Origin of the sequence: Paraglaciecola algarum (genome assembly GCF_021532655.1) — a bacterium.
Taxonomy (GTDB): Bacteria; Pseudomonadota; Gammaproteobacteria; order Enterobacterales; family Alteromonadaceae; genus Paraglaciecola; species Paraglaciecola algarum.
In genome coordinates this window covers 521,646-548,373 of the sequence record NZ_JAKGAS010000002.1, presented here as the reverse complement: position 1 = coordinate 548,373, position 26,728 = coordinate 521,646, and the positions used below count along the sequence as shown (strand labels likewise).

Here is a 26,728-nt window from a genome sequence, read left to right as displayed (position 1 = left end):
TTATTTTCAACCAAAAGTAGAAAAATTGATGAACTTATTCAGACCAAAAGCACAGCAAATGATCGGCCTAGACATAGGTACCCGGTTTGTTAAAGCTGTTGTGCTGGAAAAATCTGCTGACAATTTTACACTGCAAGCTTATGCCTGCGAACCCATTATGGGCAATGCTTTTGCTGAACGGGAAATTAAAGACTTTGAAGCAGTCAGTCATGCACTAAAGAAAGTAAAGTTAGCCTTAAAAAACAAAAGCAAGTTAGTGGCCATTGCCGTTTCAGGCTCAACCGTGCTAAATAAAGTGGTTTATATGGATCCCGGTCAATCTGACCACGAACTAGAGAGTCAAATTGAACTCGAAGCAGATAGTCTTATTCCCTACCCTCTTAACGAAGTTTATATAGACTTCGAAGAATTAGAAATAAGTAACACTAAAAATAATAAAGTAGAAGTGTTATTGAGTGCGGTGCATAAAGACATAGTTGATAGAAGAAATACTTTATTAGGCGAAGTTGGTTACGAGACTAAAATAGTTGACGTAGAAAGTTACGCCTTAGGTTCAGCTGTTGCTCAGTTCCATCCTAATGAAGCAGATCAGAGTACTTGCTGCATTAATATTGGCGCCACCCAGTTACAATTTTGCGTAGTCAAAAATGGTCAAGTTATTTACACAAAAGATCATAGCTTTGGAATGGATACCCTTATTAAAGACTTAAGTATGTTGTTTAGCCAAGAGCGTTCGCAGATTGAACAACAGCTTAATGAAAACACTTTACCTGAATCTTGGAAACAAGATTCCTACCCAATGTTTTTAGCCAACTTACAACAGAATATTAATCGCGCTATACAATTGTACATCAGTGCAACCAGTGCAGCCCGCCCGAAAGCTATATTAATTTGTGGTGGTGCAGGGCACTTAAGTGAGTTAACTGAAGACTTGTCGACAGACCTAAATATTTCGGTATCTGCTTTTAATCCTTTCGAATCAATGAGCATTAACGAAAAAATATCGCAAGATGCATTAGACCTAGTTTCACCACAACTTGTTATTGCAGCTGGATTGGCAAATAGGAGCTTTCAACCATGGCACATATAAATTTATTGCCCTGGCGAGAAAGCCGCCGAGCTGAACAGAAAAAGAACTATTTAACATTATTGGCGGTTATCGCCTTACTGAGTTTTGGTTTTATGTTTGGTATTGCAAATATCATTGACCAATTAACTAAAAACCAAAATATTCGAAATCAATTTGTTGAGCAACAAACTGCCTTACTAGACAAACAAATAGAACAAATTAAAAATATTAAGAAAGATAAACAAGCCATTGAACAAAGAATGGCTTTAATTGAACAGCTCGAAGCGAGCAGAAATGCGGTGCCAATAGTGTTAGACGAGTTGGTTAAATTAGTTCCACCAGGTTTATCATTTAGAAGCTTTTCTCGCCAAGGCAACCACATTGAGATTTTAGGTGTGAGTGAGTCAAACAATCGCTTAGCTGACTTTATGCGCCGACTTGAAGACTCTAGTGTATTTAGTAGCGGTAAATTATCCTCTATTGTTGCAGATACATCAGCACTCGAAGCGGTAAGTGACTTCAAATTGACCTTCACTATTAATCCTAGTGTTGCTCCAGATTTCTCAGCGACCACTGAGGAACCTAAAAAATGAAATTTGATTTTAACAAGTTAAAAGAGATTAATGATCTTGACCCCGAACAAATTGCAGTATGGCCCTTTGAAGTTAAAACTGTGGTCGCTGTATTTGTCGCTGTACTTAGTTTATTCGGTGGGTATTACGGATTAGTTAAATCAAAGCTACCTATTCTAGAATTCGCACAAAACAAAGAATTGGAATTAAAACAAAGCTATCGTGCTAAATATAGAATAGCGGTGAATCTTGAAGCCTATGAAGAACAATTAGCCCGATTACACAAAGACTTTTCTTCTATGCTTAAGTCGCTACCAACGAGTAATGAAACGCCTGGCTTATTAGACGATATCACGCTAGTTGGTACTTCGGCTGGATTAACCTTTAAGTTACTAAATTGGCAAAGAGAAATACCTAAAGAGTTTTATGCTGAGTTACCAATAGAAATGGAAGTGACAGGTGGGTACCATAACTTTGGTCAATTCGCTTCTGAAATAGCAGGTTTACCTCGGATCGTCACAGTACATGATTTTGAAGTGACTCAAGAAGCCAATACCTTGAAATTAAAAGTACAGGCTAAAACCTACCGTACTTCTATGGGTGAACAAGCTACTGGCAGCAATACAGCTAAGGGGCAGAAATAATGAAAAAATCTCTAGTTGTACTGACGGCTTCATTACTTTTAGGCTGTGAAGCTAAAGTAGATGACTTGCAGGTTTTTATTGCCGAAGTGAAGCAAACCACACCAGTAAATATAGAACCTTATCCTCAGTTCGAAAGCAAACCTAGATTTGTTTATTCTGCTGTAGATCTACGCAGTCCTTTTCAACACCCAAGAAATACCGGTGCAGAAGTCAAGGAAGTAGCCTCTCAACCCAATTGCGCGCAACCGGACTTTAAACGTACCAAACAACCATTAGAAAAATTTGGTGTAGACGCTTTATCGGTCACAGGTGAGTTTTTTTCTAATGGTAAAAAATGGGCTCTAATCCAATCTAGCTCTGGTGGTTTATTTAAAGCGACTATAGGTGATTATCTAGGGTTATTTTTTGGAAAAATTGATTCAATTCAAGATGGTACAGTATCTTTTACTGAAATGTTGCCCGATGGTGCTGGCTGTTGGCAGAAAAAACAAGCTACACTCACCATGCTTTCTAAGGCAGGAGAAAATAATGTCTGAACGTTTTATATTTAACAAAAAACTGAACCAAAATCATTCTAAATGGATTTGGTTATTGGCCGGCTTTATTGCCTTTATGACATTTGAATCTTTTAGCCAAGAGTCATCCGCTGTATTAGTTGATCCTAAACCAGTGGAGGAGTCCATATTTGAGTCTGAATTACAAGATATTCAATTTAGTCGCACGGCAAATGGTGAAGCACAAGCTACTTTTACTTTTGACAATGACCAATTTCAATTGCAGTTAAGTCAAAAATCCAACAGCTTGTTATTAACTTTACCTAAAACCAAATTAGCTGAAGACCAACTATTCACCTTGGATGTAGTTGATTTTGCTACCCCGATTAACACAATTGAAACCTTTCAAGATGAAGAGCAAACTCGAGTCCAGTTCTCATTACAAGATAAAGTCACCTTTAAACACGAAAAGTCTTCCAATAGTTTAATTGTCAATATTAATAAAAAAACTAAAGATACACCTGTAGAGGCACAAACTGATTTTGCTGGGGAGCCTATTTCACTAGACTTCCAAGATGTACCGGTACGCCAAGTATTACAAATAATCGCTCAGGTTAATGGGTTCAATCTAGTTACCACAGACACAGTGTCGGGCAATGTGACTATTAGTTTATCTGGTGTACCTTGGGATCAAGCCTTGGATATGATTCTAAAAATCAAAGGATTAGATAAAAGGTTAGAAGGCAATATATTACTTATCGCTCCAACAGAAGAATTAACTGCTCGCGAAACCCAACAGCTTCAATCAAAACAACAAGTGGCTGAATTAGCGCCATTAGTATCTACAAACATTCAAATTAATTACGCTAAAGCCCTAGAATTAGCCAGTATATTGAAAGGCACCGAAAATAGCATTTTAACCCCTAGAGGCAGTGTTTCAGTTGATGAACGTACTAACACACTTTTATTACGAGATACACAGGCTTCAATTGACGAGGCAAAAGCGCTAGTTGATGCACTAGACATTCCAATCAAACAAGTATTGATTGAATCACGTATGGTGACAGTTAGAGATAACGCTAGTGAAGAATTAGGGGTACAGTGGGGAGCAAGTAATCGCACTAGTAATGGTGGTACTTCAGGTTCGATAGTGGGTGCAGATGCCATAGCTTCAGGGGTCGTTCCTTCTATATCTGACAGATTAAATGTGGCTCTACCTGTAGCTAATCCAGCAGGTAGAATCGGTGTTCAAATTGCCCGATTAATTGACGGCACCATAATTGACTTAGAACTTTCAGCTTTAGAATCTGAAAATAAAGGTGAAATTATTGCTAGTCCACGGATCACAGTAGCTAATCAGCATGAAGCCTACATAGAGCAAGGTACTGAAATTCCATACGTACAATCAACCTCTAGTGGTGCAACTTCAGTAGAGTTTAAAAAAGCGGTGCTAAGCATGAAGGTGATACCCCACATCACCCCAGACAATAGAATTATTCTTGATTTAGTCGTTACCCAAGATACTCGTGGAGACACAGTTTCTACTTCGACAGGCCCTGCTGTGGCAATTGATACCCAAGAGATCAGCACTCAAGTGCTAGTCGAAAATGGTGAAACCATAGTGTTAGGAGGCATATTCCAGCAAGCGTCTACCGATGATACATCAAAGGTTCCGCTTTTAGGTGACTTACCCGTTGTGGGTAATTTGTTTAAAAATACCGCAGAAAGGTTAGAGAAAAGAGAATTATTAATCTTTGTTACACCGAAGATCTTGACGGATAAATTACAAATCGCCAATTAAATCGTTTAATTTTACGTAAAAAGGTAAGGGAAATGGTTATATTTGCCTTTTTTTGTAATTATTTAACGGAATCATCCAAGTTTAAAATTACAAAGCTTGCAAAATTCAGGTTAAAACTGAGATAATCCCCGCCTCGAAATTTTGACGAGGTCTGGTTAATCCATAAAAGGGTAGCCGAACAACACACTCTACCCCTTAAATAAAATAATTGTGAAATAAGCAAAAATGGCTGAAAAACGTAATATATTCCTTATAGGCCCCATGGGTGCTGGTAAAAGCACTATTGGAAGGCACCTTGCAGATGAACTTCATCTTGAATTCTTTGACTCCGATCATGAAATAGAAAAACGCTCAGGAGCAGATATCGCTTGGATATTTGATCTTGAAGGTGAAGACGGTTTCCGTGATCGTGAAGAAAATGTGATCAATGATCTTACCGATAAACAAGGCATAGTGTTAGCAACTGGCGGTGGTTCAGTGATTAACAAAAATGTGCGCAACAGATTATCAGCTCGTGGCATAGTAGTTTATCTACAAACGACTATTGATAAACAAGTTGCTAGAACACAGCGTGACAAACGTCGTCCATTGCTACAAAAAGACGATCCTGAGTTAGTATTGCGTAAATTAGCTGAAGAACGTAATCCTATGTATGAAGAAGCTGCTGATTATATTGTAGATACTGATGATCAAAGCGCACGCGCGGTAGCAAATCAAATCATTGAAAAAATAGGTCTGTGATCTTAATTTAACCACACCAAATAGGGCTGCGCTTGCAAATGACAACATTAAAAGTTGAGTTGGGAGCGCGTAGCTACCCTATCTCTATTCAAGCTAATTTATTAACGCAAAAAGACGTACTTTCTGCACACTTAACCACTAAAAAAGTGGTGGTGGTCACCAACGATGTTATTGAATCTTTATTCTATCCTCAAGTATTACAAGCTTTAGAAGGTTACGAAGTCAGTAAAATCGTAGTACCAGACGGCGAGCAATATAAAAACCTGCAAACTTTTGAATCAGTGATATCCCAATTACTGGCTATGTCGGCTGGTAGAGATACCACCTTAGTTGCATTAGGTGGTGGAGTCATTGGTGACTTAACCGGTTTTGTAGCGGCAAGTTTCCAACGGGGCATTCCATTTATTCAAATACCTACTACTTTGTTATCTCAAGTTGATTCATCAGTGGGTGGCAAAACGGCGGTCAATCATCCGTTAGGTAAAAATATGATTGGTGCGTTTTATCAACCTAAAGCGGTGATTATCGACACCAAAAGTTTATCGTCATTACCAGCTCGTGAATTTTCTGCGGGCATGGCTGAAGTCATCAAATATGGAATTATTTACGATTATCCGTTTTTTGAATGGTTGGAACAGAATCAACAAGCAATTAAACAGCAAGATCAACAAGCCTTACAGTACATGGTTGCCCGTTGTTGCGAGATTAAAGCTGAAGTGGTGGCCATTGATGAAAGAGAATCAGGTCTGCGCGCCATACTCAATTTAGGCCATACTTTTGGTCATGCTATCGAAGCAGAGCAAGGTTATGGCAACTGGTTACATGGAGAGGCTGTCTCAGCAGGCATTGTTCTTGCTTCTGCAGTAGCTACTAAGATGAATTGGCTCGAAGCGTCAGAATTTAGTCGCATTGAATCCTTGCTAAGTGCTTTTGATTTACCTATCAAAGCGCCAACTGATATGTTTTTTGACGAATTTGTTAAACACATGCGTCATGATAAAAAAGTGCAGGCTGGCGATCTCGTATTTGTTATCCCTCAAGGGATCGGTAAATCAGTGATCACTAAAGATATTCCTGAAGAAGTGTTACGAACCGTTCTATCTTAGCTCATTAAATCAGGCCTGTTTCCCCAAGTAACAGGCCTAATGAATTAGGTATAGGACTCATGGCGACATCTGAACTTAGTAACAGGCTAGAATGTTTAACCAGCTTTTCATCGCAACTGGTGTTTGTCTGCTCTGACAAAGTTAAACAACAATCACAAGTTGTAGAAAGCTTCATTGGCAATCAAAATGAAGACACTAACCTAGCTTTAATAACCGCTAACGAATTAACTCCATTAGTCAGTTACCGAGAAACCTTGTTTAGACAACTGATTAACAATGAACAGTCAGTAGACTTTAACCTACCGTTAAACCAACTGTTAGCCAGTTTAAATAAGCATGATGGCCCAGTTCTGATCAGTGTGTTTCAAGCCGATAAGCTGCCCATAAAATTAGTTAAAGAGATCTGGGAACTGGTTTTACAAAGTCGCTTTGCCAAAAATAAACAGCATTTAAACATATTATTAATGGGCCAGTCTGGCTGGGCTGAAAAAATGAAGAATGGACTCGGCGCTCGTTCTAAAGAAAAGCCTATTATTTTAAATGGACAGAGTGCTAATTCAGCCAGCTCAGATACAAACGTTTCCAACATAAGCCATCTTTCAAACTCTAAACCAGGGTTTTATGAGCCCTTAAATACTGATCATACAAACACGCCAGCCCATAGAATATCATTTAAAAAATGGGCGGCTGTCAGTTTAATCAGTTTAATATTTTTGGTTTCATTCGCGGGACTGCTTTATGGGTTATATTCCGACCAAATCAAACAGATATTCACAAACTCAGTAAACCAAGTTGAACAGCTTTTCAATGAGGACGTAATCACCAAACATGAACCTAATAACAATCTAGAACCCATTACCTCACTTGAAATTACATCCCCAAACTTAGAACTAACAAAAACCACACCTCAAACACCAATAGATGAGTTGGTAAACTCACAAGATAGTTCTTCTAGTACTGAGCTAAGGGTGGGTTCTGAGGTGTTAGTGACCGATTGGCAAACGGCTAGCAATAAACTTACTCTAAAGAATAATCAAAGCTTTGATTCGACTCAACCTATTGAAGAACTATCACTTCAACCAGCTGCCCAAGGGGTTAAAGAGATCACCACTTCAGCACAGTCAAGCAATGAAGATACTCAAGCTAAAGAACAACTAAATGACTATCCTGTAACGGATATCCCTGTAGTTGAATTAGCGCCTCTTGTTGAAAATAAGACTGAAAGTACTATTAAAAATAATCCCATTTCATCTTCACTTTCATCTACTAGCTCACCTTCAAGTTTACCTTCGTCTTCACTAGCAAGTAATCAAGCAATTGACTCGAACCAAGTTAAAATTAATAGCCAAGAACTAACAGACAGTTCTTCTATTTTAATGGCTTTAGACAAGGGTCGTTTTGTGATCCAAATTGCAGCTATGAGTAATTTTGATTTGCTACTAGAATACGTAACCGACAAAAAACTCAGCGAACACTTATGGTTATATAAAACCCAGCGTTACGGTGGTGATTGGTACGTGTTAATTTACAATCAAAGTTTTACCAGTATCGAAAAAGCACGCCTAAAAATAGAACAATTACCGGCCGATTTCTTGGATAATACTCCTTTCGCTAAATCTGTGAACCAAGTTCAGCAAGAAATACCTAATTTGTAGACACAAGCTATTTGTTGTTTGCCGCTTAGGCCGTTACAATTCAAATATACTACTGTTGTTGTAAAACGCGATAAACTGGCGTGCAATAAATAGTTAATTTCCGTAAGTTTGTAAGTAGTGCAAAACAACACATAATGAAAAATAAGAAAACCAGAGCCTTTTTGAAATGGGCCGGCGGAAAATATAATCTGATTGAAGCAATTAGTGCTCAACTGCCACCCGGCAAAAAGTTAGTAGAACCTTTTGTTGGCGCAGGTTCGGTATTTTTAAATACTGATTACCCTAAGTATTTATTAAACGATATCAATCCAGACCTGATTAATTTATACCAGATCATCAAACAGCAATCAGATAATTATATCAAAGACAGTAGTAGTTTATTCAACTCAAAAAATAACCAAGAGCAGCGCTATTATCAAATTAGACAAGAGTTTAATGCCAGTGCAGACATTTATGAGCGGGCGGTGTTTTTTCTGTATTTAAATAGACATGGCTACAATGGATTATGTCGATACAACAATAGTGGCGGGTTCAATGTACCATTTGGTAAATACAAACAGCCTTATTTTCCCGAAAATGAATTAAACTTTTTTGCCGAAAAATCCCAACTAGCTGAGTTTACTTGTACCCCATTTGAAAAAGTATTTTCTAAAGCACGTAAAGGCTCAGTTATATATTGTGATCCACCCTACGCGCCAATTAGCAAAACGGCCATGTTTAATAGTTATGCTACTGGTGGGTTTACTTTAGATAACCAAGTAAAACTTGCGGCCATCGCTAATAGAACAGGAATTAAAAGACAGATCCCGGTACTCATTAGTAATCATGACACCGAATTTACCCGAGAAATTTACCAAGACGCTGAACTTACCCAACTACAAGTCAGCCGATTTATCAGTCAAAATGCAAATAATAGAAAAAAAGTAGCCGAGTTACTCGCCCTATATTCAACGAGTACCACGAATATCTAGGTAAAGATGTCAGCCAAATGTAGGTTATTTTGACTGGGTGGCGTTGCTACTAGCGTTTTGCGTGTAGTCTTTAGTTCGAGACAATAACTCCAGCAAATTAATAAAGTGGAATTGATAAGAACTTGATTTACCACTAATCCAAGCGCCCCAACTCACAGCATCTGATTGGGTTGAAGCACATCGGTTAACCGGATGACTGAGCGGTAAATTATGATCAAATGCTATATTTTCTTCACATTGACAAAATAATCGACCTTGTTCTGGTGATGCGTAAGAAAAGCTCAACACCGCAGCAAAAGCTACACCTGTTAAACTTAAAAACGACTTAGACTTCCTATTCATATTTGTCATCTGTTATTAAATAATGGAGAGTATTATACTCGCGTACATTAATTGAACAACTGCACTTTAGCCTGATTGTTCAGCAATTCGTCGTGTTGATGATGAAAAGTTCCAATCATGATAAATAAACCTAGAGCTAGAAATAACAAAAAAGCCAACGAACTTTCATTCGTTGGCTTAGTAACAATATAACTTGTTTATGTAACTAAATTATAGAGCGAAGTCTACAGAGTAAGAAACGTAGAATTTCAAATCGTCACTATCGGCGCCATCATCGAAGTCAGTTTTTGACACACCAACTGTAATGCTATCTTTACTTACAGAAATACCGAAATCTGTTGATTCAGTTGAGAAATCACCGCTGTAATCACCAAGATGTAAACCAATTTCAGCACCGCTATCTAAAGCAATTCCGTAATCAATAGTAGCATAAACTGAATCACCAAACTCACCACCGTCACCGCCGGCTTCTGAATCAGCTAATACAGCCACACCAAAAGTGAAACCGCCAGTAGAAATATTTGCGTATACTTCAGAAAAGTCATTTTCATCAGCTACAGAATCTGGGTAAGCAAAATAAACATAACCCACATCGTATGAAACACTGTCACTGATATCGCCACCAAAACCAAAGTAGAAATCTAGCTCAGTTTTCATGTCACCCCAGGACGCGTTTGAAGCCCAAGTACCAGCATAAAAACCTGAATCTGAAGCATAATCGATTCCGCCAGAAACAGCAGCAGCACCACCAGTTTGCTCTAGACCACGCCACAAGTAGTTACTTGTAGCGCTAACATTTACACTTACTTCAGCGTTTGCAACTTGACTAAAACTTGAAGCGGCTAAAACTGCAGCAGCTATAGAGGTAATTTTTAATGTTTTCATATGTGTTCTCCAACTTTATTTATAATATTTAATAATCATACTTAAAGTATGACTTTTATTTTTTACTGATATGTATAAGGCAAAACTAATGCCTAAAAATCAAAAGTAAAATCAGCCCAAAAAAACAATCGTAAAGCATTGATATAAAAGAAATTTAATTACCATCCTCAAACCAGCGCATTTTCCAGGAGTTACCGGCAGGTCAACCACTTGCACCAACTCAGTGCTACACATAGATCTATTTGGTGCAGTTTACAATACGCATAATTAACTAATGAACTACTCATAATTACTTAGTGATAATTAATCTCTGGCACAACTATTTGTGCCCCAAACCCTTTTGTCAGTGGAGGTTTTTCTGTAAAGTGTTGGCATTTGTACACTTGCTAGAAGCTTATCGTTATGAAACCCTATTTAATTGCACCTTCAATTTTGTCAGCAAACTTTGCCAAGTTGGGTGAAGAAGTCGATTCAGTCTTAGCGGCTGGGGCAGATATTGTGCATTTCGATGTAATGGATAACCACTACGTACCCAATCTAACCGTTGGACCTTTGGTTTGTGAAGCGCTGCGCAAACATGGGGTAACGGCAGATATTGACGTGCACTTGATGGTTCAGCCAGTTGATGACTTAATCAAACAGTTTGCAGATGCTGGCGCCAGTTATATTAGTTTTCATCCAGAAGCCTCTCAACACCTTGACCGCAGTTTGCAACTCATCATTGATTCAGGCTGTAAGCCTGGTTTAGTGTTTAACCCTGCTACACCGTTGCATTATTTAGACGATACACTTCACAAACTGCACCATATTTTATTAATGTCGGTTAATCCAGGGTTTGGCGGTCAAAGCTTTATTCCACAAAGTTTGACTAAATTACAAAAAATACGCACTTTAATTGATAATTCTGGCTTTGATATTCGATTAGAAATTGACGGTGGCGTAAAAGTCGATAATATTCGCGCCATTGCTGAAGCAGGAGCAGACATGTTTGTGGCAGGATCTGCTATTTTTAATCAGCCCAATTACTCCCAAGTGATTGATGAAATGCGAGCAGAACTTGCAAAAGTCAGTCGTTAATTTTTTGAAAATTAAATAATTAGACACCAAAATTTATGAGCAAACCTATTGTATTAAGCGGCTGTCAGCCATCAGGACAACTTACCATTGGCAACTATATTGGCGCTCTTCGTCAATGGGTTGATATGCAAACCACCCATGATTGTTTGTATATGTTGGTTGACTTACATTCAATTACCGTTCGTCAAGATCCAAAAGCCTTGTATGAAGTATGTTTAGATGGACTTGCGCTTTATTTAGCTTGTGGAATTGATCCACAGAAAAGTACTATTTTTATGCAATCGCATGTGCCTGAACACGCTCAGTTGGGCTGGATAATGAACTGTTACACCCAAATGGGCGAGCTAAATCGTATGACCCAGTTTAAAGACAAGTCGGCACGTAATGTAACAAATATAAATGCAGGTTTGTTCACATATCCAACATTAATGGCAGCTGATATTTTAGCCTACCAAGCCGATCAAGTACCTGTAGGCGATGATCAAAAGCAACATTTAGAATTGACTCGCGACATAGCTGCCCGTTTCAATAATACACATGGAAAAACATTTACTGTTCCAGAGCCTTATATTCCTGAATTTGGTGCTCGCATCATGAGCTTGCAAGAACCCACTAAAAAAATGTCTAAGTCTGACGATAATGCCAATAATTTTATTGGCTTGTTAGAAGATCCTAAAAAAGTAGCTAAAAAAATCAAACGAGCCATGACCGATTCAGATGAAAAAGCTCGAATTTATTTTGATCCGAAAGAAAAACCCGGTGTATCTAATTTACTCACAATATTATCAAGCGTCACAGGTTCAAGTATCAACGACTTAGTTCCTCAATACGAAGATAAAATGTATGGTCACTTAAAAGGTGATGTGGCCGACGCTGTAGTTGCGCTACTAGAACCATTACAAACGCGTTTTAGCGCATTACGCAATGATAGAGCCGAGTTAGATCGCATTATGAAAATCGGTGCCGATAAAGCATCAGAACGCGCCTCTGTTACCTTAGACAAAGTATATAAAGCAGTGGGCTTCATCCCTAAACCTTTTTAAGTGTTAATCAATAATGCTGTTATTGATCGATAATTACGATTCATTTACCCATAACTTGGCCCACTACTTTATTGAACTGGGCCAAGAAGTGCAGGTGGTACGTAATGACGAAATAAGTTGTACGGATATTGAAAACATAAACCCTGAATATTTAGTTCTTTCTCCTGGCCCTTGTACGCCTAATCAAGCTGGTATTACCTTACAAGCAATTAAACAGTTCGCTGGAAAAATACCAATATTAGGTGTGTGTTTGGGCCATCAAGCAATAGGCCAAGTTTTTGGTGCATCAGTTATCAATGCCCAACAAGTTAGACATGGAAAAACCTCCAAGGTGTTTCATCAACTCAGTGATTTGTTTGAACAAGTGGCTAGCCCATTTCAAGCGACGCGTTATCACTCTTTGCTTTTGGATATAAATACTATTCCGGATTGTTTTAATATTACAGCCTGGTGTAATCAGTCGGAAATTGAGGAATTAGGCAAGCAATCTGAGGTCATGGCCATAGAGCATAAATTCATGCAAATTTATGGCGTACAGTTTCATCCTGAATCTTTATTAACTGAATTTGGCCACAAAATTTTAAAAAACTTCCTAAATACAGGACTAAAGTTGAATTAAAACCTTGAATAATCAGTAATACGTTTATTAGTTACTTGATATACTTAACTTTACTTTTTCACCTCCCAATTGAGCCTTTGCTAAAAAATGGAACAACGCCTTAAAAACCGCTTTAATGACTTATTTTTAGATCCTAAATTAGCTAAAGAAAACATGCTAAATGAAGGAAAAGCCAAAGTCAGTGTTGTTGACCAAGAACAAAGCAAAAGAGCCAGGCAACTTCTACAAGTTGAAAAACAAGCTATTCGCGAAAAAGACCTAAATCATAAAGTTGAACTCAACTTTTTACATTCCATCAGTGAACAAATAGACAATGAAATAGAATCTCGGATGCTGCCCCAGTTGGATGATATAGATAATATATTCAATAAAATTGTGGGCATAGACCAAGCAATGGCTGAGTTGTTGGACGCGGTAAGCATAAAAGCGGCGACCATCTCAAAAATTGAACCTTTAGCCACAGAGCTTCCTTGGTTTTACACTGATTTAATGAAGCTTATCAATCAGCCCAAGTATAGAAGAATAGACAGTAAAGGTCGCCCGGTATTAGTTGATAGCTTAAAAGTTGGATTGAGCTTTTTTGGCTTAGAAAATCTAAGCATAGTGATTACTTCCCTCGCTTTTAGACGTTGGTTGCCACAAATTACTGACCCTTATCCGCAAATTAAGCACAGAATTTGGGAAGAGGCATTAGCCACGGCTAATTCATGTAAACAAATCGCTACGGTTAGTAAACTCGATCCTCATCACGCGTTTTGCCTAGGTATGTTGCAAACTACGGGCAAAATAGTAGTGACTAGAATGTATTTCCGTTTATTTGAAGAAGTGCAAAGAGAAGCGCTGATTGAAACAGAAAAATTCAGAAAGCATGAAGAACATAAAGCACTATTAAAAACCAAACCAAATGGCGACTTTCTAAATATATTAATTGAAAAATATGCCTTTAATATAAGCGCTAAGCTGATTGATAAAATGGCAATGAAACGAGTGTTTATCAATAATGCAATTCAAGAAGTACAACAGAATCTAGCTGACGCTGATTTATCTCCATTAGCTGTAGTGCTTAAGCAAGGCAACGCGTACGCCAAATATCGCATTTTGAAAAGTCATAAATTAATCGATATGCAACAAGCCAGAGAATTTGTACGCTCGATGAAAATGCCCAAAGGCGCTTTAGAGTTGTTAAAAATCACTGATGTACGAGCCCTAAATCTGGCTATCGAAGAAGATTAACCCGATTCTTTGAATAACAAAGAAAAGTAACAATTTATTTAAGCATACTCATGCAGCTTGTTTTTCACTCAGGTAACTTAAGGTACCTAAGCGCAACACGCTACACTTACTGTGTTCTTAAAATATTAATCATCTTTATCTAAATAAATAATTATTCACTATTTATGCAATATAAAGCCAACCCCTTTATAAATGCACCTTTCAGCCATTTTTTATACAGACAAACTAAAAACTACCTGCCATAATACTGTTTCTTTTTCGAGCAAACATAGTCAGATTTAACCCTGTTCTAAGCAATATACTAAGGCAATACCATGAATGTTACCCGCGACTTATTTAATGATGTAATGGTCCCTAATTACAACCCATCAGCAGTCATACCAGTAAAGGGATTAGGTAGCCGCTTATGGGATCAAGCGGGCACAGAATACATTGATTTCGCTGGCGGTATTGCAGTAAATGCACTAGGTCATTGTCATCCAGACTTGGTTAATACTCTTAAAACTCAAGGTGAAACCTTATGGCATCTAAGTAATGTGTTAACCAATGAGCCAGCATTACGTTTAGCTAAAAAACTAGTAGATGCCACATTCGCAGAAAAAGTGTTTTTTGCAAACTCTGGGGCTGAGGCCAACGAAGCAGCATTAAAGCTCGCAAGACGTTTTGCTTTAGAACAATATGGCGCACAAAAGAATCAAATAATAGCTTTCAAACAAGGTTTCCATGGTCGTACATTTTTTACTGTCACTGTTGGTGGTCAACCCGACTATTCTGATGGATTTGGTCCAAAACCGGGCAATATTGATCACATAGAATTTAATGATTTAGCCGCACTTGAAGCACTCATTTCAGATAAAACCTGCGCTGTAATGATGGAACCTTTACAAGGTGAAGGTGGGGTTGTTAGCCCTACTAAAGAATTTGCAGTTGGTGTTCGTGCACTTTGTGATAAACATAATGCATTACTTATTTTTGATGAAGTACAAACAGGTGTAGGCCGTACCGGTGACTTATATGCCTATATGGGCCTAGACGTAGTTCCAGATATCTTAACTTCAGCTAAAGCTTTAGGTGGTGGTTTTCCCATTGGTGCAATGTTAACCACAACGGCTATTGCTGCTCATCTTAAAGTGGGTACTCACGGTAGCACCTACGGTGGTAATCCACTAGCCTGCGCGGTAGCCGAAACTGTACTGGATATAATCAATACCCCAGAAGTATTATCAGGTGTAAAACAAAAAGAGCAACTATTCCGTCAAGGGTTAGAAGCCATCAATCAAAAATATAACTGTTTTTCCGAAATTCGCGGAAAAGGTTTATTAATTGGCGCGGTGTTAAATGAACAGTTTAAAGGGCGGGCTCGTGACTTCTTAGTCGCCTCGGCTAACGAACAACTAATGTGTTTAGTGGCTGGTGCAAGTGTTATCCGTTTTGCCCCATCTTTACTCATTCCCGATGAAGATATTCAACAAGGTTTAGTGCGTTTCGAACACGCCGTAGCCAAAGTTGTGAACGGTTAATTTAAAGAGCTTTGGCCATGAATATTATTCGCCCAATTCAACCAAACGATTATGACTCGCTTTATGGTATCGCCCATGCTTCAGGTGTTGGCTTTACCTCATTGCCGGTCAATAAAGAGTTATTGATTAGCAAAATCGATAAGTCCGTTGCGTCATTTAAACAAGCTGTGACTCAACCTGGCGACGAAAGTTATTTGTTTGTGATGGAAGATACCCTAACAAATCAAGTAGTCGGCACCAGTGGTATCGTCTCAAGTGTTGGTTTAGACGATCCTTTTTATCATTATCATCAAAGCAAAGTGGTACATGCATCTCGCGAATTAGACATATACAACACAGTCGACATTCTAACTCTGTGCAACGATTACACAGGTGTATCAGAAATTTGTACTTTGTTTTTAATGCCTGAAGCTCGCAGTGGAGTGAATGGTCGCTTATTATCTAAGTTTCGTTTTTTATTTATGATGGAGCATCAGCATAGGTTTGCCGAAACCATCATTGCAGAAATGCGTGGCATCAGTAATGAAGATGGGCAATCTCCTTTTTGGCAATGGCTCGAAGAACACTTTTTTTCCATGGACTTTCCCACTGCCGATTATTTAACCGGTATAGGCCAAAAACGTTTTATCGCCGAGTTGATGCCTAAGTACCCAGTTTATGTCAGTTTATTAAGCAAACAAGCCCAAGCTGTTATTGGCAAAGTACATGAAAAAACTAAACCCGCCCTACAACTTTTAGAGCAAGAAGGGTTTAGCTGTCGTGGTTATGTCGATATTTTTGATGCAGGTCCCACGGTAGAAGCCAATTTACAACATATCCGTAGCGCTCACACTAGTCGTCGATTGCCGATAAGAGTTAAATCAGAGGTTGAGCAAGCACAAACCAGTTATTTTGTGATCAACACTAAAGTAGAAAACTTCAGAGGAGTTAATACTCACCTCCAAGTCAGCCCAGACAATAGTTTTGCTTATATTAGCCAACAAGCAGCTGACGCACTCAATGTAAAGGATGACGACTTCATCCGCTTTGTTCCCACTCACTTCAGGACATAATTATGAGCAACAATACCCACTTTATCGCAGGTGACTGGCACACTGGCGATGGTCATGCTATCCAATCAATCGATCCAGCTAAAAACCAAGTCATTTGGCAGGCCAATTCAGCTTCTGCCCAACAAGTTGATCTAGCCATTAAAGCAGCGCGCAATGCTTTTCTAGATTGGAGTAATCTTAGTTTTGAAACTCGCCTTAGCTTTGTAAAAAAATTCGGCGATTTATTGTCTAGCAATAAGCAAGAGTTAGCATTCACTATCGCCCAAGAAACAGGCAAACCTTTGTGGGAAACCGCCACAGAAGTCGCGGCTATGATTGGCAAAATAGGTTTATCAGAAAAAGCCTACCATGAACGCACAGGTACAGTAGAAAATCCTATGCCCGTCGGTCAAGCCTTTATCAGACACAAACCTCATGGTGTAGTGGCTATATTTGGCCCGTATAATTTTCCTGGGCACTTACCTAACGGCCATATAGTACCTGCTTTGTTAGCCGGTAATACCATAGTATTTAAGCCAAGTGATCTAACACCTTTGGTTGCTGAAAAAGTCATTCAATTATGGCAAGAGGCCGGACTTCCAGCAGGCGTGTTAAATATGATCCAAGGAGAAGTAGAAACCGGCAAAGCCTTAGCTGCACACTCAGGGCTAGACGGGTTATTTTTTACCGGAAGTTCTCGTACAGGTAAACTATTACATGAACAATTTGCCGGTCACCCTGGAAAAATATTAGCTCTAGAAATGGGCGGTAACAATCCGCTCATCGTTAAAGATGCAAAAGATACTAAAGCTGTCATACATGACATTATCCAATCTGCATTTGTTACCTCGGGACAAAGGTGCACCTGTGCTCGACGCTTGTTTATTCAACAAGGCCAAGAAGGTGACGAGTTGTTAAAGCAACTAATTGAAGCCACAGCAAAAATTAAAGTGGGTAAATATGACGCTGACGAGCAACCTTTTATGGGTGCTATGATCTCCCAACATGCCGCCACTTTAATGACACAAGCCCAAGCGCAACTAATCAATTTAGGCGCAAAACCACTATTAACATTAGAACACTTAGACACTGAGTCTGGTTTTGTCAGTCCAGGGATTATTGACGTGACACCAATTTTGGCTAATTTACCAGATGAAGAACACTTTGGACCATTATTAAAGGTTGTTCGCTATACGGATTTTGATAGTGCAATTGACGAAGCCAACAATACCAGCTTTGGTTTGTCGGCAGGTTTGTTATGCGATAACCAAGAGGACTATCAACACTTTTACCAGCGCATTCGAGCTGGCATAGTGAATTGGAATCGTCCGATTACAGGCGCTAGCGGCGCTGCTCCTTTTGGCGGTATTGGTGACAGTGGTAACCATAGAGCCAGTGCATATTACGCAGCTGATTATTGCGCTTATCCAGTAGCTTCAGTGGAGCTAGATACAGTGACTTTACCCGGCACCTTAAGCCCTGGGTTAACGCTGTAATATTCGAGAGGCCCTAACATGCACACTCAAATCAACGAATTATTTAGCCACCTATGGCAAGATTATTTAGCTATTACGCCGTCAGCACAGAAAATTCATGCCCTATTAAATCAGTTAGAGTTTTCGGATGTAGAAACCCAAGGCCAGTTAATCAATGACCATATTGCCTTACGTACTTTTAACATTGAAAAAATTAATTTAGACAAACTCGCTGAGCACTTTATAGCTCTAGGATATGTGGAAAAAGGCCAATATGATTTTGCGCAAAAAAAGCTAAAGGCAAAACATTTTGAACATCCTGATACCAATCAACCCAAGGTCTTTATTAGTGAATTGTTAGTTGAAGAAATGCCCCAAGCAATCCAAGATATTATTTACAAGATGTTGGAAAACGTAGATGAACAATTAGCTCTACAAGACAACTTTTTGTATTCAGGCGCTCACTGGCAAGTGTCTAGTGCTGATTATGAAACCTTGGCCGCACATTCTGAATACGCCGCCTGGATGTCGGTATGGGGTTTCAGAGCTAACCACTTCACTATTAGCATTAATCACATGCGAAAAATAAAGTCTGTAGAGCAAATGAACTCACACCTTAAACAAGCAGGATTTATTTTAAACAGCGCAGGTGGTGAAATTAAAGGCGGTGAAGAGGTATTACTGGCTCAGTCCTCCACTATGGCCGATAAAATAACGGTAACATTTGCAGATGCACAACAAGCCGTACCTAGTTGCTTTTATGAGTTTGCTCAAAGATACCCAATGGATAATGGTGAATTGTACCAAGGTTTTGTAGCGGCATCCGCAGATAAAATTTTTGAAAGTACAAATCAGAACTAGGATCAAAAAGGGCTGGTAAACACCAGCCCTTTATTCAATTTATTATAATGATTACCTAGACCGTAAATGAAGACCCACAGCCGCAAGTGGTAGTTGCATTAGGGTTGTTCACCATAAAACGCGAACCTTCTAGCCCTTCAGTATAATCCACTTCACCGCCGACCAAATACTGTAGACTCATTGGGTCGACTACTAAGGTGACTTCGTTTTTATCAATAGTGGTATCGCCTTCGTTAACTTTTTCATCAAAAGTAAAACCATACTGAAAACCAGAACAGCCTCCACCAGTGACATATACCCTTAATTTCAAATTTGGATTTTCTTCTTCTTCCACTAATGTACGAACTTTTTTAGCGGCAGCATCAGAAAACTCTATGGGTAACGCGGTTTGCACCGTCATAACAAAAACCTCAATTCACAAAAACCTATTTCAATTGAACCAATTATCCAGTACTTGACTAATATGGTCAAGTATTCTGCAGGGTATTTGCTTAGAATGAATAATTGAAATATAGAGCAAACTGTAAAAATTTAACGCATTTAATCTGTAACTAGCCACTCAAAAACAGTAGTAAGCTCACCTTTTTTACGTCTATGTTGATAAACCTCAGCGTGAACCGACACCTTCTCAGCCACAAATTCAGAGGGCAGTTTGATTTCACCTTGCACTACTTGAAAATATTTAAAGCTAAACTTAAGAGAGTTTTCTGCATCAATTAGCAGTGATTTGAGTTCATACTTTTTAGCTTGGCCATTCTCACTGCCTATTAAAGTGATCTGTAAAGAACCTTTTAAAGCTTGCTTAATTTTTTCTTGCTGAATTAATACCAACTCAAAACGATAAGAATGATCACTGGCCGCAGGTGTTATATTAAATCCATCAATCAAAAAGCCTTCATGATTTAATTCAGGCGCCATGACTTGTTGAAAAAAACCTATCTGTTCACGTAATTGTGTTTCTCGCTGTATGCCTTGCTCAATTTCAACAAAGGCTTTTTTTTGCGCCAGTTTAGCTACTTCTAATTCCACCCCCAAAATATTCAAATTTTTAGTTAATTTATTATTTTCAGTGGTTAAATTATTTATAGTTTGCTCGTGTGTTGCTAAAACATCTTGTTGAACGGCATAGTGAAAATTTCCCATATGAAATCCGCCATACAAACATAAGCCTAAGATGACGGCTAACACTAGGTACAACTGAAAAGCACCAAAGCGCTGCTTCAAATCAGATAAATTCAACGTAATATCTCAATTAATTAAACTATTCAACCAGTCTACCACCAGCGAAATTAATAACCTATGCCAATAATCGACTGAGATATCCATTTGGACTTTTATTCTAAAATCGGTTTATTCACACGCACAGTCAATAATATCTCTCGCCCCGTTAGAATTACTCTTTAAATTACAATAGCTTGTGATAAGCTGAATTGCACTTAGCAAATATCATTGGATTTCAATGAAACTCGACTCATTTAGACAAGAACTGGCGACCCCAAGAACCTCAATTCAGTTATGTTTGATGGGCATAGTGAGTGGAATTTGTGCCGCCTTGTTAATCATATTATTTCGTTTAACCATTGATTGGCTACAAGTACTTTTTGTCGGTGAACAAAATGATTTTAGTGACCTATCTCCCTTATATCGCCTGATACTACCCATAGTTGGGGCTGGCTGTATTTTAGCCGTAGCCTATGTCACTGGCTTTAAACACTATCGTATGGGCATTCCTTTCGTCATTCATAGGGTAAAACACTTTTTTGGACGCATTCCATTTCGCACCACTATCAATCAATTTTTTGGCGGAGCTATAGCGCTTGCTTCAGGTTTCTCTGTAGGCAGAGAAGGCCCCTCTGTGCATTTAGGTGCATCTAGCAGTACCTTTTTTGGGCAGTGGCTACAACTGCCAGAAAACAGCATCCGGATTTTATCAGGGTGTGGCATTGCGGCAGGTATTTCAGCTTCATTTAATACCCCTTTTGCGGCGGTTATTTTTGTGATGGAAGTGGTATTTCGTGAGTACAAAATCCACATTTTTATTCCGATTATGTTAGCTGCGGCCTGTGGCAGCGTGTTGACCCGGATTGTATTTGGAGAAGCTCAAGAGTTGTCCTTTATTCATTTTAATGAATTTAGTCGTTGGATTTATTTATATCTCATTATTTTAGGCATAGCCTTAGGTTACTTAGCATCTGTATTTAACAATAGTTTAATGTTTGTGATGCAACAATTTAGCAAAATTAATATGATCAACCGGCTATTATTAGCAGGGGTCTTAACGGGTATAATTGGCTATATATTACCAGAGTCTTTAGGTGCACATTTCGACTCTGCACATCAGTTATTTGATCAAGATTTCAACCTGTCATTACTATTTGGCGTGTTATGTGCCAAGTTTTTGCTCACTATTATAGCCATTGGCCTAGGTATTCCAGGTGGAGTAATGGGACCCGTATTTGTAATCGGCATGTTATCTGGTGTATTACTCGCATCACCACTAGGTATGTTTATTAACGATACCAGTGAATTACATGCCAGTTTTTCTTTGTTAGGCATGGCAGGATTAATGACTGCAGTAGTGCACGCGCCTCTGGCAGCCTTGTCTGCTGTAATGGAATTGTCGTACAGTACTGAGTTGATTTTACCTGCAATTCTGGTGGTGGTACCTGCCTACGTTACCTCTACGCAGTTTTTAGGCAACAGTTCTATATTTACTCGGCAATTAGATTTTCAAAAACTCCCCTATGCCACTTCTTCTGTGACTGAATCATTGCAAAAAACTGGGGTACTTGCTGTGATGGACAATAAGTTCACTTTATTAGAGGAAAATGACGCACAAATTTTATCTCATTTAAATCCTAACTCTGAGACTTTAGTAGTGCAAAAAAAGTTAGAGCAACACAATGAACAACAAGCAGCACAAAATATACTGTTCCATTTAATAAGTTTAGATCAAGGCAAAAATGAAGATACAGCTCGCTTGATTAAAACCGTGATGCAGGGCGTCAAACACCAAGCAACACTTGCCGAGGTATACGCCATATTAGAAAAAAACAGGGCGGGAGCGGTTTACATTTACTCAAATGATCCAGAAAATATAATCGGCGTAATCACTTGGTCCACCCTACGTAACTCGCTACATGCAGCCCATTATTAACTTAACCTATAATCAAGCTTGGAAAATTTATGACCATACTTTGGATTAAAGCCTTACATATATTTTTTATGGTAGCTTGGATGGCTGGCATTTTTTATCTCCCCAGATTATTTGTCTATCACGCCTCAACCACCAACTTAGCTGTGAAAGAACAATTTAAAATAATGGAAAGGCGCTTGTGGTTTTTTGTCACACCATTCGCTTTATTAACCTTAGTGTTTGGTATTTGGCTAATATTTTTATACGGTATGGACTGGTTCATTGCCTCAAAGTGGCTACACTTAAAATTAGTACTAGTATTGGCAATTTACAGTTATCACTTTTATTTATTCAAGTTACTTAAACAATTTGCCGATAATAAAAACAAGCATTCAGCGCGTTTTTATCGTTTTTTAAATGAAGCTCCCGTTTTAATTTTGTTTCTTATAATTAGTTTAGCTGTGGTCAAATACTTGTAATAAAAGCCACACTAAAAATGTACGACTTAACCCCAAAAGGATAATGAAAAGGAATAGGCATGGATTTAAATCAAGGAAGATTAAAAACACTGATGAAAAACACAGACAAAACCTTTGAACAATATAAACAACACCCAGACTCCAAAGATTATGCTCTGGCTTACGAACATGCCAAAATCGAATTAAATGAATATTTAGCAGCCATACGCCAATCAAGTAGTCATCCCAAATAAGTCCATTTTATGACAGAAAAGTGACATTCATATCTCCCTAGTGTTTAATCCTGCACTTATTCAATGTTATCATTGCCTATTGCCCTGTATTACCAATACATATTCAAATCTCATTACACACCAAAGAGTTAAATTACATGTCAGATAAATTAGCCGCACACTACACACAAATTCTCAGCATATTAGGAGAAGACGTAACACGTGGCGGACTAGTCGATACCCCGAAACGCGCGGCTAAAGCCATGCAGTTTTTAACTGACGGATATGAGAAAACCTTAGATGAAGTGGTAAATGGCGCCATATTTGAAGCCGATACCGATGAAATGGTTATCGTGCAAGATATTGAATTTTACTCTTTGTGCGAACACCATATGTTGCCTTTTATAGGTAGCTGCTCTATCGCCTATTTACCACAAGGTAAAGTGTTAGGTTTATCTAAGTTTGCTCGCATAGTCGACATGTACGCCAGACGTTTGCAAATCCAAGAAGGTTTAACCAAACAAATTGCCGATGCAGTGCAAGAAGTCACAGGCGCCTCAGGTGTGGGCGTGATCATGGAAGGCAAACACATGTGTATGATGATGCGCGGTGTACAAAAACAAAATTCATCTATGATCACATCAGTGATGTTAGGCTCAATGCGCTCGTCGGATGCTACACGCAATGAGTTTTTACGTTTGATAGGGAAATAGTTTCCCTATCAAAAAGCTAAAGCAAAGGATTATGCGCTGCGCTTATTTTTATGCTTCGCACTTGGCATCCGTGCCTTTTTTCAAACGACATCCATGTCGTCCAACTGACTTATGTTATGAAATACATCCATATATTTCACCCTTCGGGCCGCACTAAAGTACGTTCTAAATTTATCCATTAAATTTTGGGTCAACAGCCAAGAAAAGTAAGCAAAAGAGACCGCCCACCAACAAAACTTCTAATCCAAATAACTGAGATTAATTAGGTCGCTTAGATTTGTTCCCGACAAGGCTAAGCTCAATTGGCGTCCTGCCAATTGCCCCAATTAATCTTAGCGTTATTTGGGAAGTTTTGAATGTGGGAGCAAAATCAAAAGCATGGCTTCGCCACAAAACTAAAGAAGGTTTAAATTTAGGTTAATAAATAACGTCTCAAAAGTGCCAACTTAGGACATTGATTACTAGTTTTTAAGGACAGAAAACGACCTAAAGCCGTCATTGGCAAATTTGAGATTTCAAACAGAACCATCAGAATTGAAGTTGCTGATGATCTTTAATTTTGATTGAATTTTTACGCGAATGCGGACATTAACGCCGCTATAAATGGCGCACGTTAGCGCGTCCAGTGAAAGCCTTTTTTTTTGCCGGAACGAATTTTGATGGCTTTGTTAGGCTTTGCCACGAGAAATCTTCTTTCCAGTATTTAATGCTTTTGACATGCCGTAAAAAATCTCATAAGTTTCACCAAGCTTTACTTTTGGCGAAATGTTTGAATAGGTACGGTCTCTAAAGCACCAATGAATATGAGGCTTTCCTTCTTCTGTTCTTTCTATAAAACATACTACGTTTAGGTCATAGAGGAACTGGAGGAAATCTGGAGCTGTAGACATAAAGCGTGGCGTTTTACTATTAATTTCGCTTAAATATTCTTGAAGATCTTTGAATGCTTTAGTGAACTCATTGTAGGTAAATTTATTTTTTCCATCTAGAAATTCAAAAAATTTAAGGAAATTTTCGTATTCATCATCACCATAATAAAAGGCTAACTGATCCTTTACTTCTCCGAGTAAATAATCAGCATAATTCCGCCTGAAAGTACTCTCCTCAAAGTCATCTTTCGAAAATGACCTATTCTTATCGTTTGATGTCTTCACGAAGTTTTCTTGTAACATTGAAAGCATTGTGACTATATCTCTAGGTCGATAAAGGGCAAACCTCAAAAAGCTTACAAAGGACGATGGCTTTTCAAATTGGGTCTTCAAACTTGGCGTATCAAACGGAAAATAGTAATCCCATGAATCACCAACACTCAATACCTTCGCCTCTTCTTGCTGATGTCTCAATATTTGATCTGATGCTGAAAATAAATCACTAGAACGATGATCTTTATATGCTGTACTCCAGTCCAGCAAAACAGAGTTATCCCGTATCTTAGTGTTTTGATTCTGAAGACCCAATAACGCAAAGATATCAGGACGCACCAACAGAACAGCCCTCAGCCTTCCTCTTGAATCTCTTATGCTCGGGAAAAAGTCATTATTTATCTCCCATACTGCATTAGCTAATCCCTTAATGCATTCGAGATAATCATCAAATGGTATAGCAGATGGCCTTATATCTATCCCATCTATAAAAAGAATATGGCTTTTATCAAGTTTTAGTGAACTAATAGCCTGTTCAAAATTTTTCTGAATATATAGTAAATTGGTTTGAAACCTAGATTCACTAAAGGTTAAATTTTCTGTTTGTTCTCCCTTGGCCTTTGCATGTTTTGAAAGTAACTCTGCAACAATCTTAGATTCTCGAATAAATTGCAAAGCGTGAATAATTTCCGGGGAAAATGCATGGAGATAGTATTCTTGAATGGCATCATGAAGTGCTTGAAATTTACTAAACCGCTTGAATAGTCCATCTTTTCCTTCAAGCTTGTATATTTGTTCTGACAAAAGTAAATATATAATTACTTTCCAAATGGAACTGTAGTCTGAAAGATCTAAATGCTTTTCATTTTTTAGGGTTATAAATTTTTGATATTCCGTTTCCCTTATGTATCGTAAAGATGAAACGTTATCTTCGTGCGAGTTATTGGACATATAGACTGCATATGCTGTTTTACCAGTTCCCTTATCGCCCACCAAAAATGTGGTGGATGGCGAGCACAATTTATCCAAAGAAGATGTCCTAAGAAACACATGATTTAGAAGTTCTTTGTTCTCTCTTCGCTTGTAGTTTTCTGCATCACTGAATCCTAGATTTAAATCTCCAACTTTTAGCATTTTATTTCCTTGCATTGTAATTCGCTTAAAGTAGCCTAACAGCTTAATATATCGGAAGCTCAGTAACTCCGAACGTTCTACGACAATTAATTACTCTAATCTAACTAATAATCAATGAGTTGCAAAGCAATAAGTACACTATATTTACCCATCCTTTAGGATATTTGAAGAGAGTTATTGGTTAGCTGTTGCCATAAGGTTCAACAAACACCTAATGTCTGCTTTGTCGGATCAGCTGTCCTAAACCTAAGTAAACGCCAATGACTGTTTTGAACTAATTATGAGCGATTACAATCTTTGTCGGCAAAGCCGATGCTTTTGATTTACCTTCGACTCTATGTTCGCCAATTATCTGCTTACTTTTGTGGGTCAAGAGCCATGGATAGGCGATTGAGTGGTGTTTCGTCGGGAACGAATCAGCACGACCTGCAAAAGTGAGTTGATAGTTGGATGAAGAACATACCCGTCGAGCGGCCTCTTTTGCTTACTTTTCTTGGCTGTTGACCCAAAATTTAATGGATAAATTTAGAACGTACTTTAGTGCGGCCCGAAGGGTGAAATATATGGATGTATTTCATAACATAAGTCAGTTGGACGACAGGGATGTCGTTTGAAAATACGTCAGGATGACGGTAAGCAAAGCGCATGCTTGGTGAACGAAGTGAATGCTTTAAACTCTCGCTCTTAGTAGCATAGCTATACTTCGTGTGCGCAGCCCATGCACGCAGTGCATAAACAAAAAAGCCGAACGCTAAGTTCGGCTTCTAAATCAT

The 26,728-nt window shown here is 38.5% G+C and carries 26 protein-coding genes; 21 read left to right on the top strand and 5 right to left on the bottom strand.

What is annotated here, in order from left to right:
- The first annotated feature begins 25 nt into the window (after nt 1-25).
- The 9 genes from pilM to L0668_RS05865 all read left to right on the top strand — a co-directional run bounded on the left by pilM (nt 26) and on the right by L0668_RS05865 (nt 9,053).
- Entirely contained in the window at nt 26-1,090 is a 1,065-nt protein-coding gene (pilM, locus tag L0668_RS05905; protein WP_235311155.1) for a type IV pilus biogenesis protein PilM, read from the top strand.
- Entirely contained in the window at nt 1,078-1,662 is a 585-nt protein-coding gene (locus L0668_RS05900; protein ID WP_235311154.1) for a PilN domain-containing protein, read from the top strand. Before pilM ends, L0668_RS05900 begins: the two co-directional genes overlap by 13 nt.
- Complete coding sequence (locus tag L0668_RS05895; protein WP_235311153.1) at nt 1,659-2,285, top strand: type IV pilus inner membrane component PilO; 627 nt, start codon at nt 1,659-1,661, stop codon at nt 2,283-2,285. The genes L0668_RS05900 and L0668_RS05895 overlap by 4 nt, the downstream gene beginning before the upstream one ends.
- The gene (locus L0668_RS05890; protein WP_235311152.1) at nt 2,285-2,821 is read left to right on the top strand and encodes a pilus assembly protein PilP; all 537 of its coding nucleotides are present in this window, start codon (nt 2,285-2,287) and stop codon (nt 2,819-2,821) included. The genes L0668_RS05895 and L0668_RS05890 overlap by 1 nt, the downstream gene beginning before the upstream one ends.
- On the top strand, nt 2,814-4,580 hold the full coding sequence (locus tag L0668_RS05885; protein WP_235311151.1) for a type IV pilus secretin PilQ: 1,767 nt from the start codon (nt 2,814-2,816) through the stop codon (nt 4,578-4,580). Before L0668_RS05890 ends, L0668_RS05885 begins: the two co-directional genes overlap by 8 nt.
- 225 nt (nt 4,581-4,805) lie before the next feature.
- Nucleotides 4,806-5,321 (top strand): shikimate kinase AroK, encoded by a 516-nt coding sequence (aroK, locus tag L0668_RS05880; protein WP_235311150.1) that lies wholly within the window; start codon nt 4,806-4,808, stop codon nt 5,319-5,321.
- A gap of 38 nt (nt 5,322-5,359) precedes the next feature.
- Entirely contained in the window at nt 5,360-6,427 is a 1,068-nt protein-coding gene (aroB, locus tag L0668_RS05875; protein WP_235311149.1) for a 3-dehydroquinate synthase, read from the top strand.
- A 59-nt stretch (nt 6,428-6,486) separates the two neighbouring features.
- A complete protein-coding gene (locus tag L0668_RS05870; protein ID WP_235311148.1) occupies nt 6,487-8,082 on the top strand; it encodes an SPOR domain-containing protein in 1,596 nt (531 codons plus the stop codon).
- 134 nt (nt 8,083-8,216) lie between these two features.
- Nucleotides 8,217-9,053, top strand: a complete 837-nt coding sequence (locus L0668_RS05865; protein ID WP_235311147.1) for a Dam family site-specific DNA-(adenine-N6)-methyltransferase — start codon at nt 8,217-8,219, stop codon at nt 9,051-9,053.
- A gap of 24 nt (nt 9,054-9,077) precedes the next feature.
- Here L0668_RS05865 and L0668_RS05860 read toward each other — a convergent pair whose 3' ends face one another.
- A complete protein-coding gene (locus L0668_RS05860; protein ID WP_235311146.1) occupies nt 9,078-9,395 on the bottom strand; it encodes a hypothetical protein in 318 nt (105 codons plus the stop codon).
- Between the two features lie 210 nt (nt 9,396-9,605).
- Nucleotides 9,606-10,280: a TorF family putative porin gene (locus L0668_RS05855; protein ID WP_235311145.1), complete on the bottom strand. Its 675-nt coding sequence runs from the start codon at nt 10,278-10,280 to the stop codon at nt 9,606-9,608.
- A 402-nt stretch (nt 10,281-10,682) separates the two neighbouring features.
- Here L0668_RS05855 and rpe point away from each other — a divergent pair, with 402 nt between their 5' ends.
- From rpe to L0668_RS05815, 8 genes are all read left to right on the top strand, one after another.
- Nucleotides 10,683-11,357, top strand: coding sequence for a ribulose-phosphate 3-epimerase (rpe, locus tag L0668_RS05850; RefSeq protein ID WP_235311144.1), 675 nt, complete (start codon nt 10,683-10,685; stop codon nt 11,355-11,357).
- Between the two features lie 35 nt (nt 11,358-11,392).
- The gene (gene trpS / locus L0668_RS05845) at nt 11,393-12,400 is read left to right on the top strand and encodes a tryptophan--tRNA ligase (RefSeq protein WP_235311143.1); all 1,008 of its coding nucleotides are present in this window, start codon (nt 11,393-11,395) and stop codon (nt 12,398-12,400) included.
- 13 nt (nt 12,401-12,413) lie between these two features.
- On the top strand, nt 12,414-13,019 hold the full coding sequence (locus tag L0668_RS05840; protein ID WP_235311142.1) for an anthranilate synthase component II: 606 nt from the start codon (nt 12,414-12,416) through the stop codon (nt 13,017-13,019).
- A gap of 87 nt (nt 13,020-13,106) precedes the next feature.
- Nucleotides 13,107-14,252, top strand: coding sequence for an HDOD domain-containing protein (locus L0668_RS05835; RefSeq protein ID WP_235311141.1), 1,146 nt, complete (start codon nt 13,107-13,109; stop codon nt 14,250-14,252).
- A 314-nt stretch (nt 14,253-14,566) separates the two neighbouring features.
- Nucleotides 14,567-15,772 carry an aspartate aminotransferase family protein gene (locus tag L0668_RS05830; protein ID WP_235311140.1) on the top strand — a complete coding sequence of 402 codons (1,206 nt, stop codon included), beginning with the start codon at nt 14,567-14,569 and terminating at the stop codon, nt 15,770-15,772.
- A 17-nt stretch (nt 15,773-15,789) separates the two neighbouring features.
- Nucleotides 15,790-16,824: an arginine N-succinyltransferase gene (astA, locus tag L0668_RS05825; RefSeq protein ID WP_235311139.1), complete on the top strand. Its 1,035-nt coding sequence runs from the start codon at nt 15,790-15,792 to the stop codon at nt 16,822-16,824.
- A gap of 2 nt (nt 16,825-16,826) precedes the next feature.
- Complete coding sequence (gene astD, locus L0668_RS05820) at nt 16,827-18,299, top strand: succinylglutamate-semialdehyde dehydrogenase (RefSeq protein ID WP_235311138.1); 1,473 nt, start codon at nt 16,827-16,829, stop codon at nt 18,297-18,299.
- A gap of 18 nt (nt 18,300-18,317) precedes the next feature.
- Nucleotides 18,318-19,139, top strand: a complete 822-nt coding sequence (locus L0668_RS05815) for a DUF1338 domain-containing protein (protein WP_235311137.1) — start codon at nt 18,318-18,320, stop codon at nt 19,137-19,139.
- A 55-nt stretch (nt 19,140-19,194) separates the two neighbouring features.
- On the opposite strand, the gene erpA is transcribed toward L0668_RS05815, so the two are convergent.
- Nucleotides 19,195-19,539, bottom strand: coding sequence for an iron-sulfur cluster insertion protein ErpA (gene erpA, locus L0668_RS05810; protein ID WP_235311136.1), 345 nt, complete (start codon nt 19,537-19,539; stop codon nt 19,195-19,197).
- Between the two features lie 140 nt (nt 19,540-19,679).
- Complete coding sequence (locus L0668_RS05805) at nt 19,680-20,378, bottom strand: DUF6776 family protein (protein WP_235311135.1); 699 nt, start codon at nt 20,376-20,378, stop codon at nt 19,680-19,682.
- Nucleotides 20,379-20,598: 220 nt separating this feature from the next.
- On the opposite strand from L0668_RS05805, the gene L0668_RS05800 reads away from it, so the two are divergent.
- The 4 genes from L0668_RS05800 to folE all read left to right on the top strand — a co-directional run bounded on the left by L0668_RS05800 (nt 20,599) and on the right by folE (nt 23,679).
- Nucleotides 20,599-22,296: a chloride channel protein gene (locus tag L0668_RS05800; protein WP_235311134.1), complete on the top strand. Its 1,698-nt coding sequence runs from the start codon at nt 20,599-20,601 to the stop codon at nt 22,294-22,296.
- A gap of 29 nt (nt 22,297-22,325) precedes the next feature.
- Nucleotides 22,326-22,754, top strand: coding sequence for a CopD family protein (locus tag L0668_RS05795; protein ID WP_235311133.1), 429 nt, complete (start codon nt 22,326-22,328; stop codon nt 22,752-22,754).
- A gap of 59 nt (nt 22,755-22,813) precedes the next feature.
- The gene (locus L0668_RS05790; protein WP_235311132.1) at nt 22,814-22,987 is read left to right on the top strand and encodes a hypothetical protein; all 174 of its coding nucleotides are present in this window, start codon (nt 22,814-22,816) and stop codon (nt 22,985-22,987) included.
- Between the two features lie 137 nt (nt 22,988-23,124).
- Nucleotides 23,125-23,679 (top strand): GTP cyclohydrolase I FolE, encoded by a 555-nt coding sequence (folE, locus tag L0668_RS05785; RefSeq protein ID WP_235311131.1) that lies wholly within the window; start codon nt 23,125-23,127, stop codon nt 23,677-23,679.
- Between the two features lie 668 nt (nt 23,680-24,347).
- On the opposite strand, the gene L0668_RS05780 is transcribed toward folE, so the two are convergent.
- Nucleotides 24,348-25,970 carry a P-loop ATPase, Sll1717 family gene (locus L0668_RS05780; RefSeq protein ID WP_235311130.1) on the bottom strand — a complete coding sequence of 541 codons (1,623 nt, stop codon included), beginning with the start codon at nt 25,968-25,970 and terminating at the stop codon, nt 24,348-24,350.
- Nucleotides 25,971-26,728 lie beyond the last annotated feature (758 nt).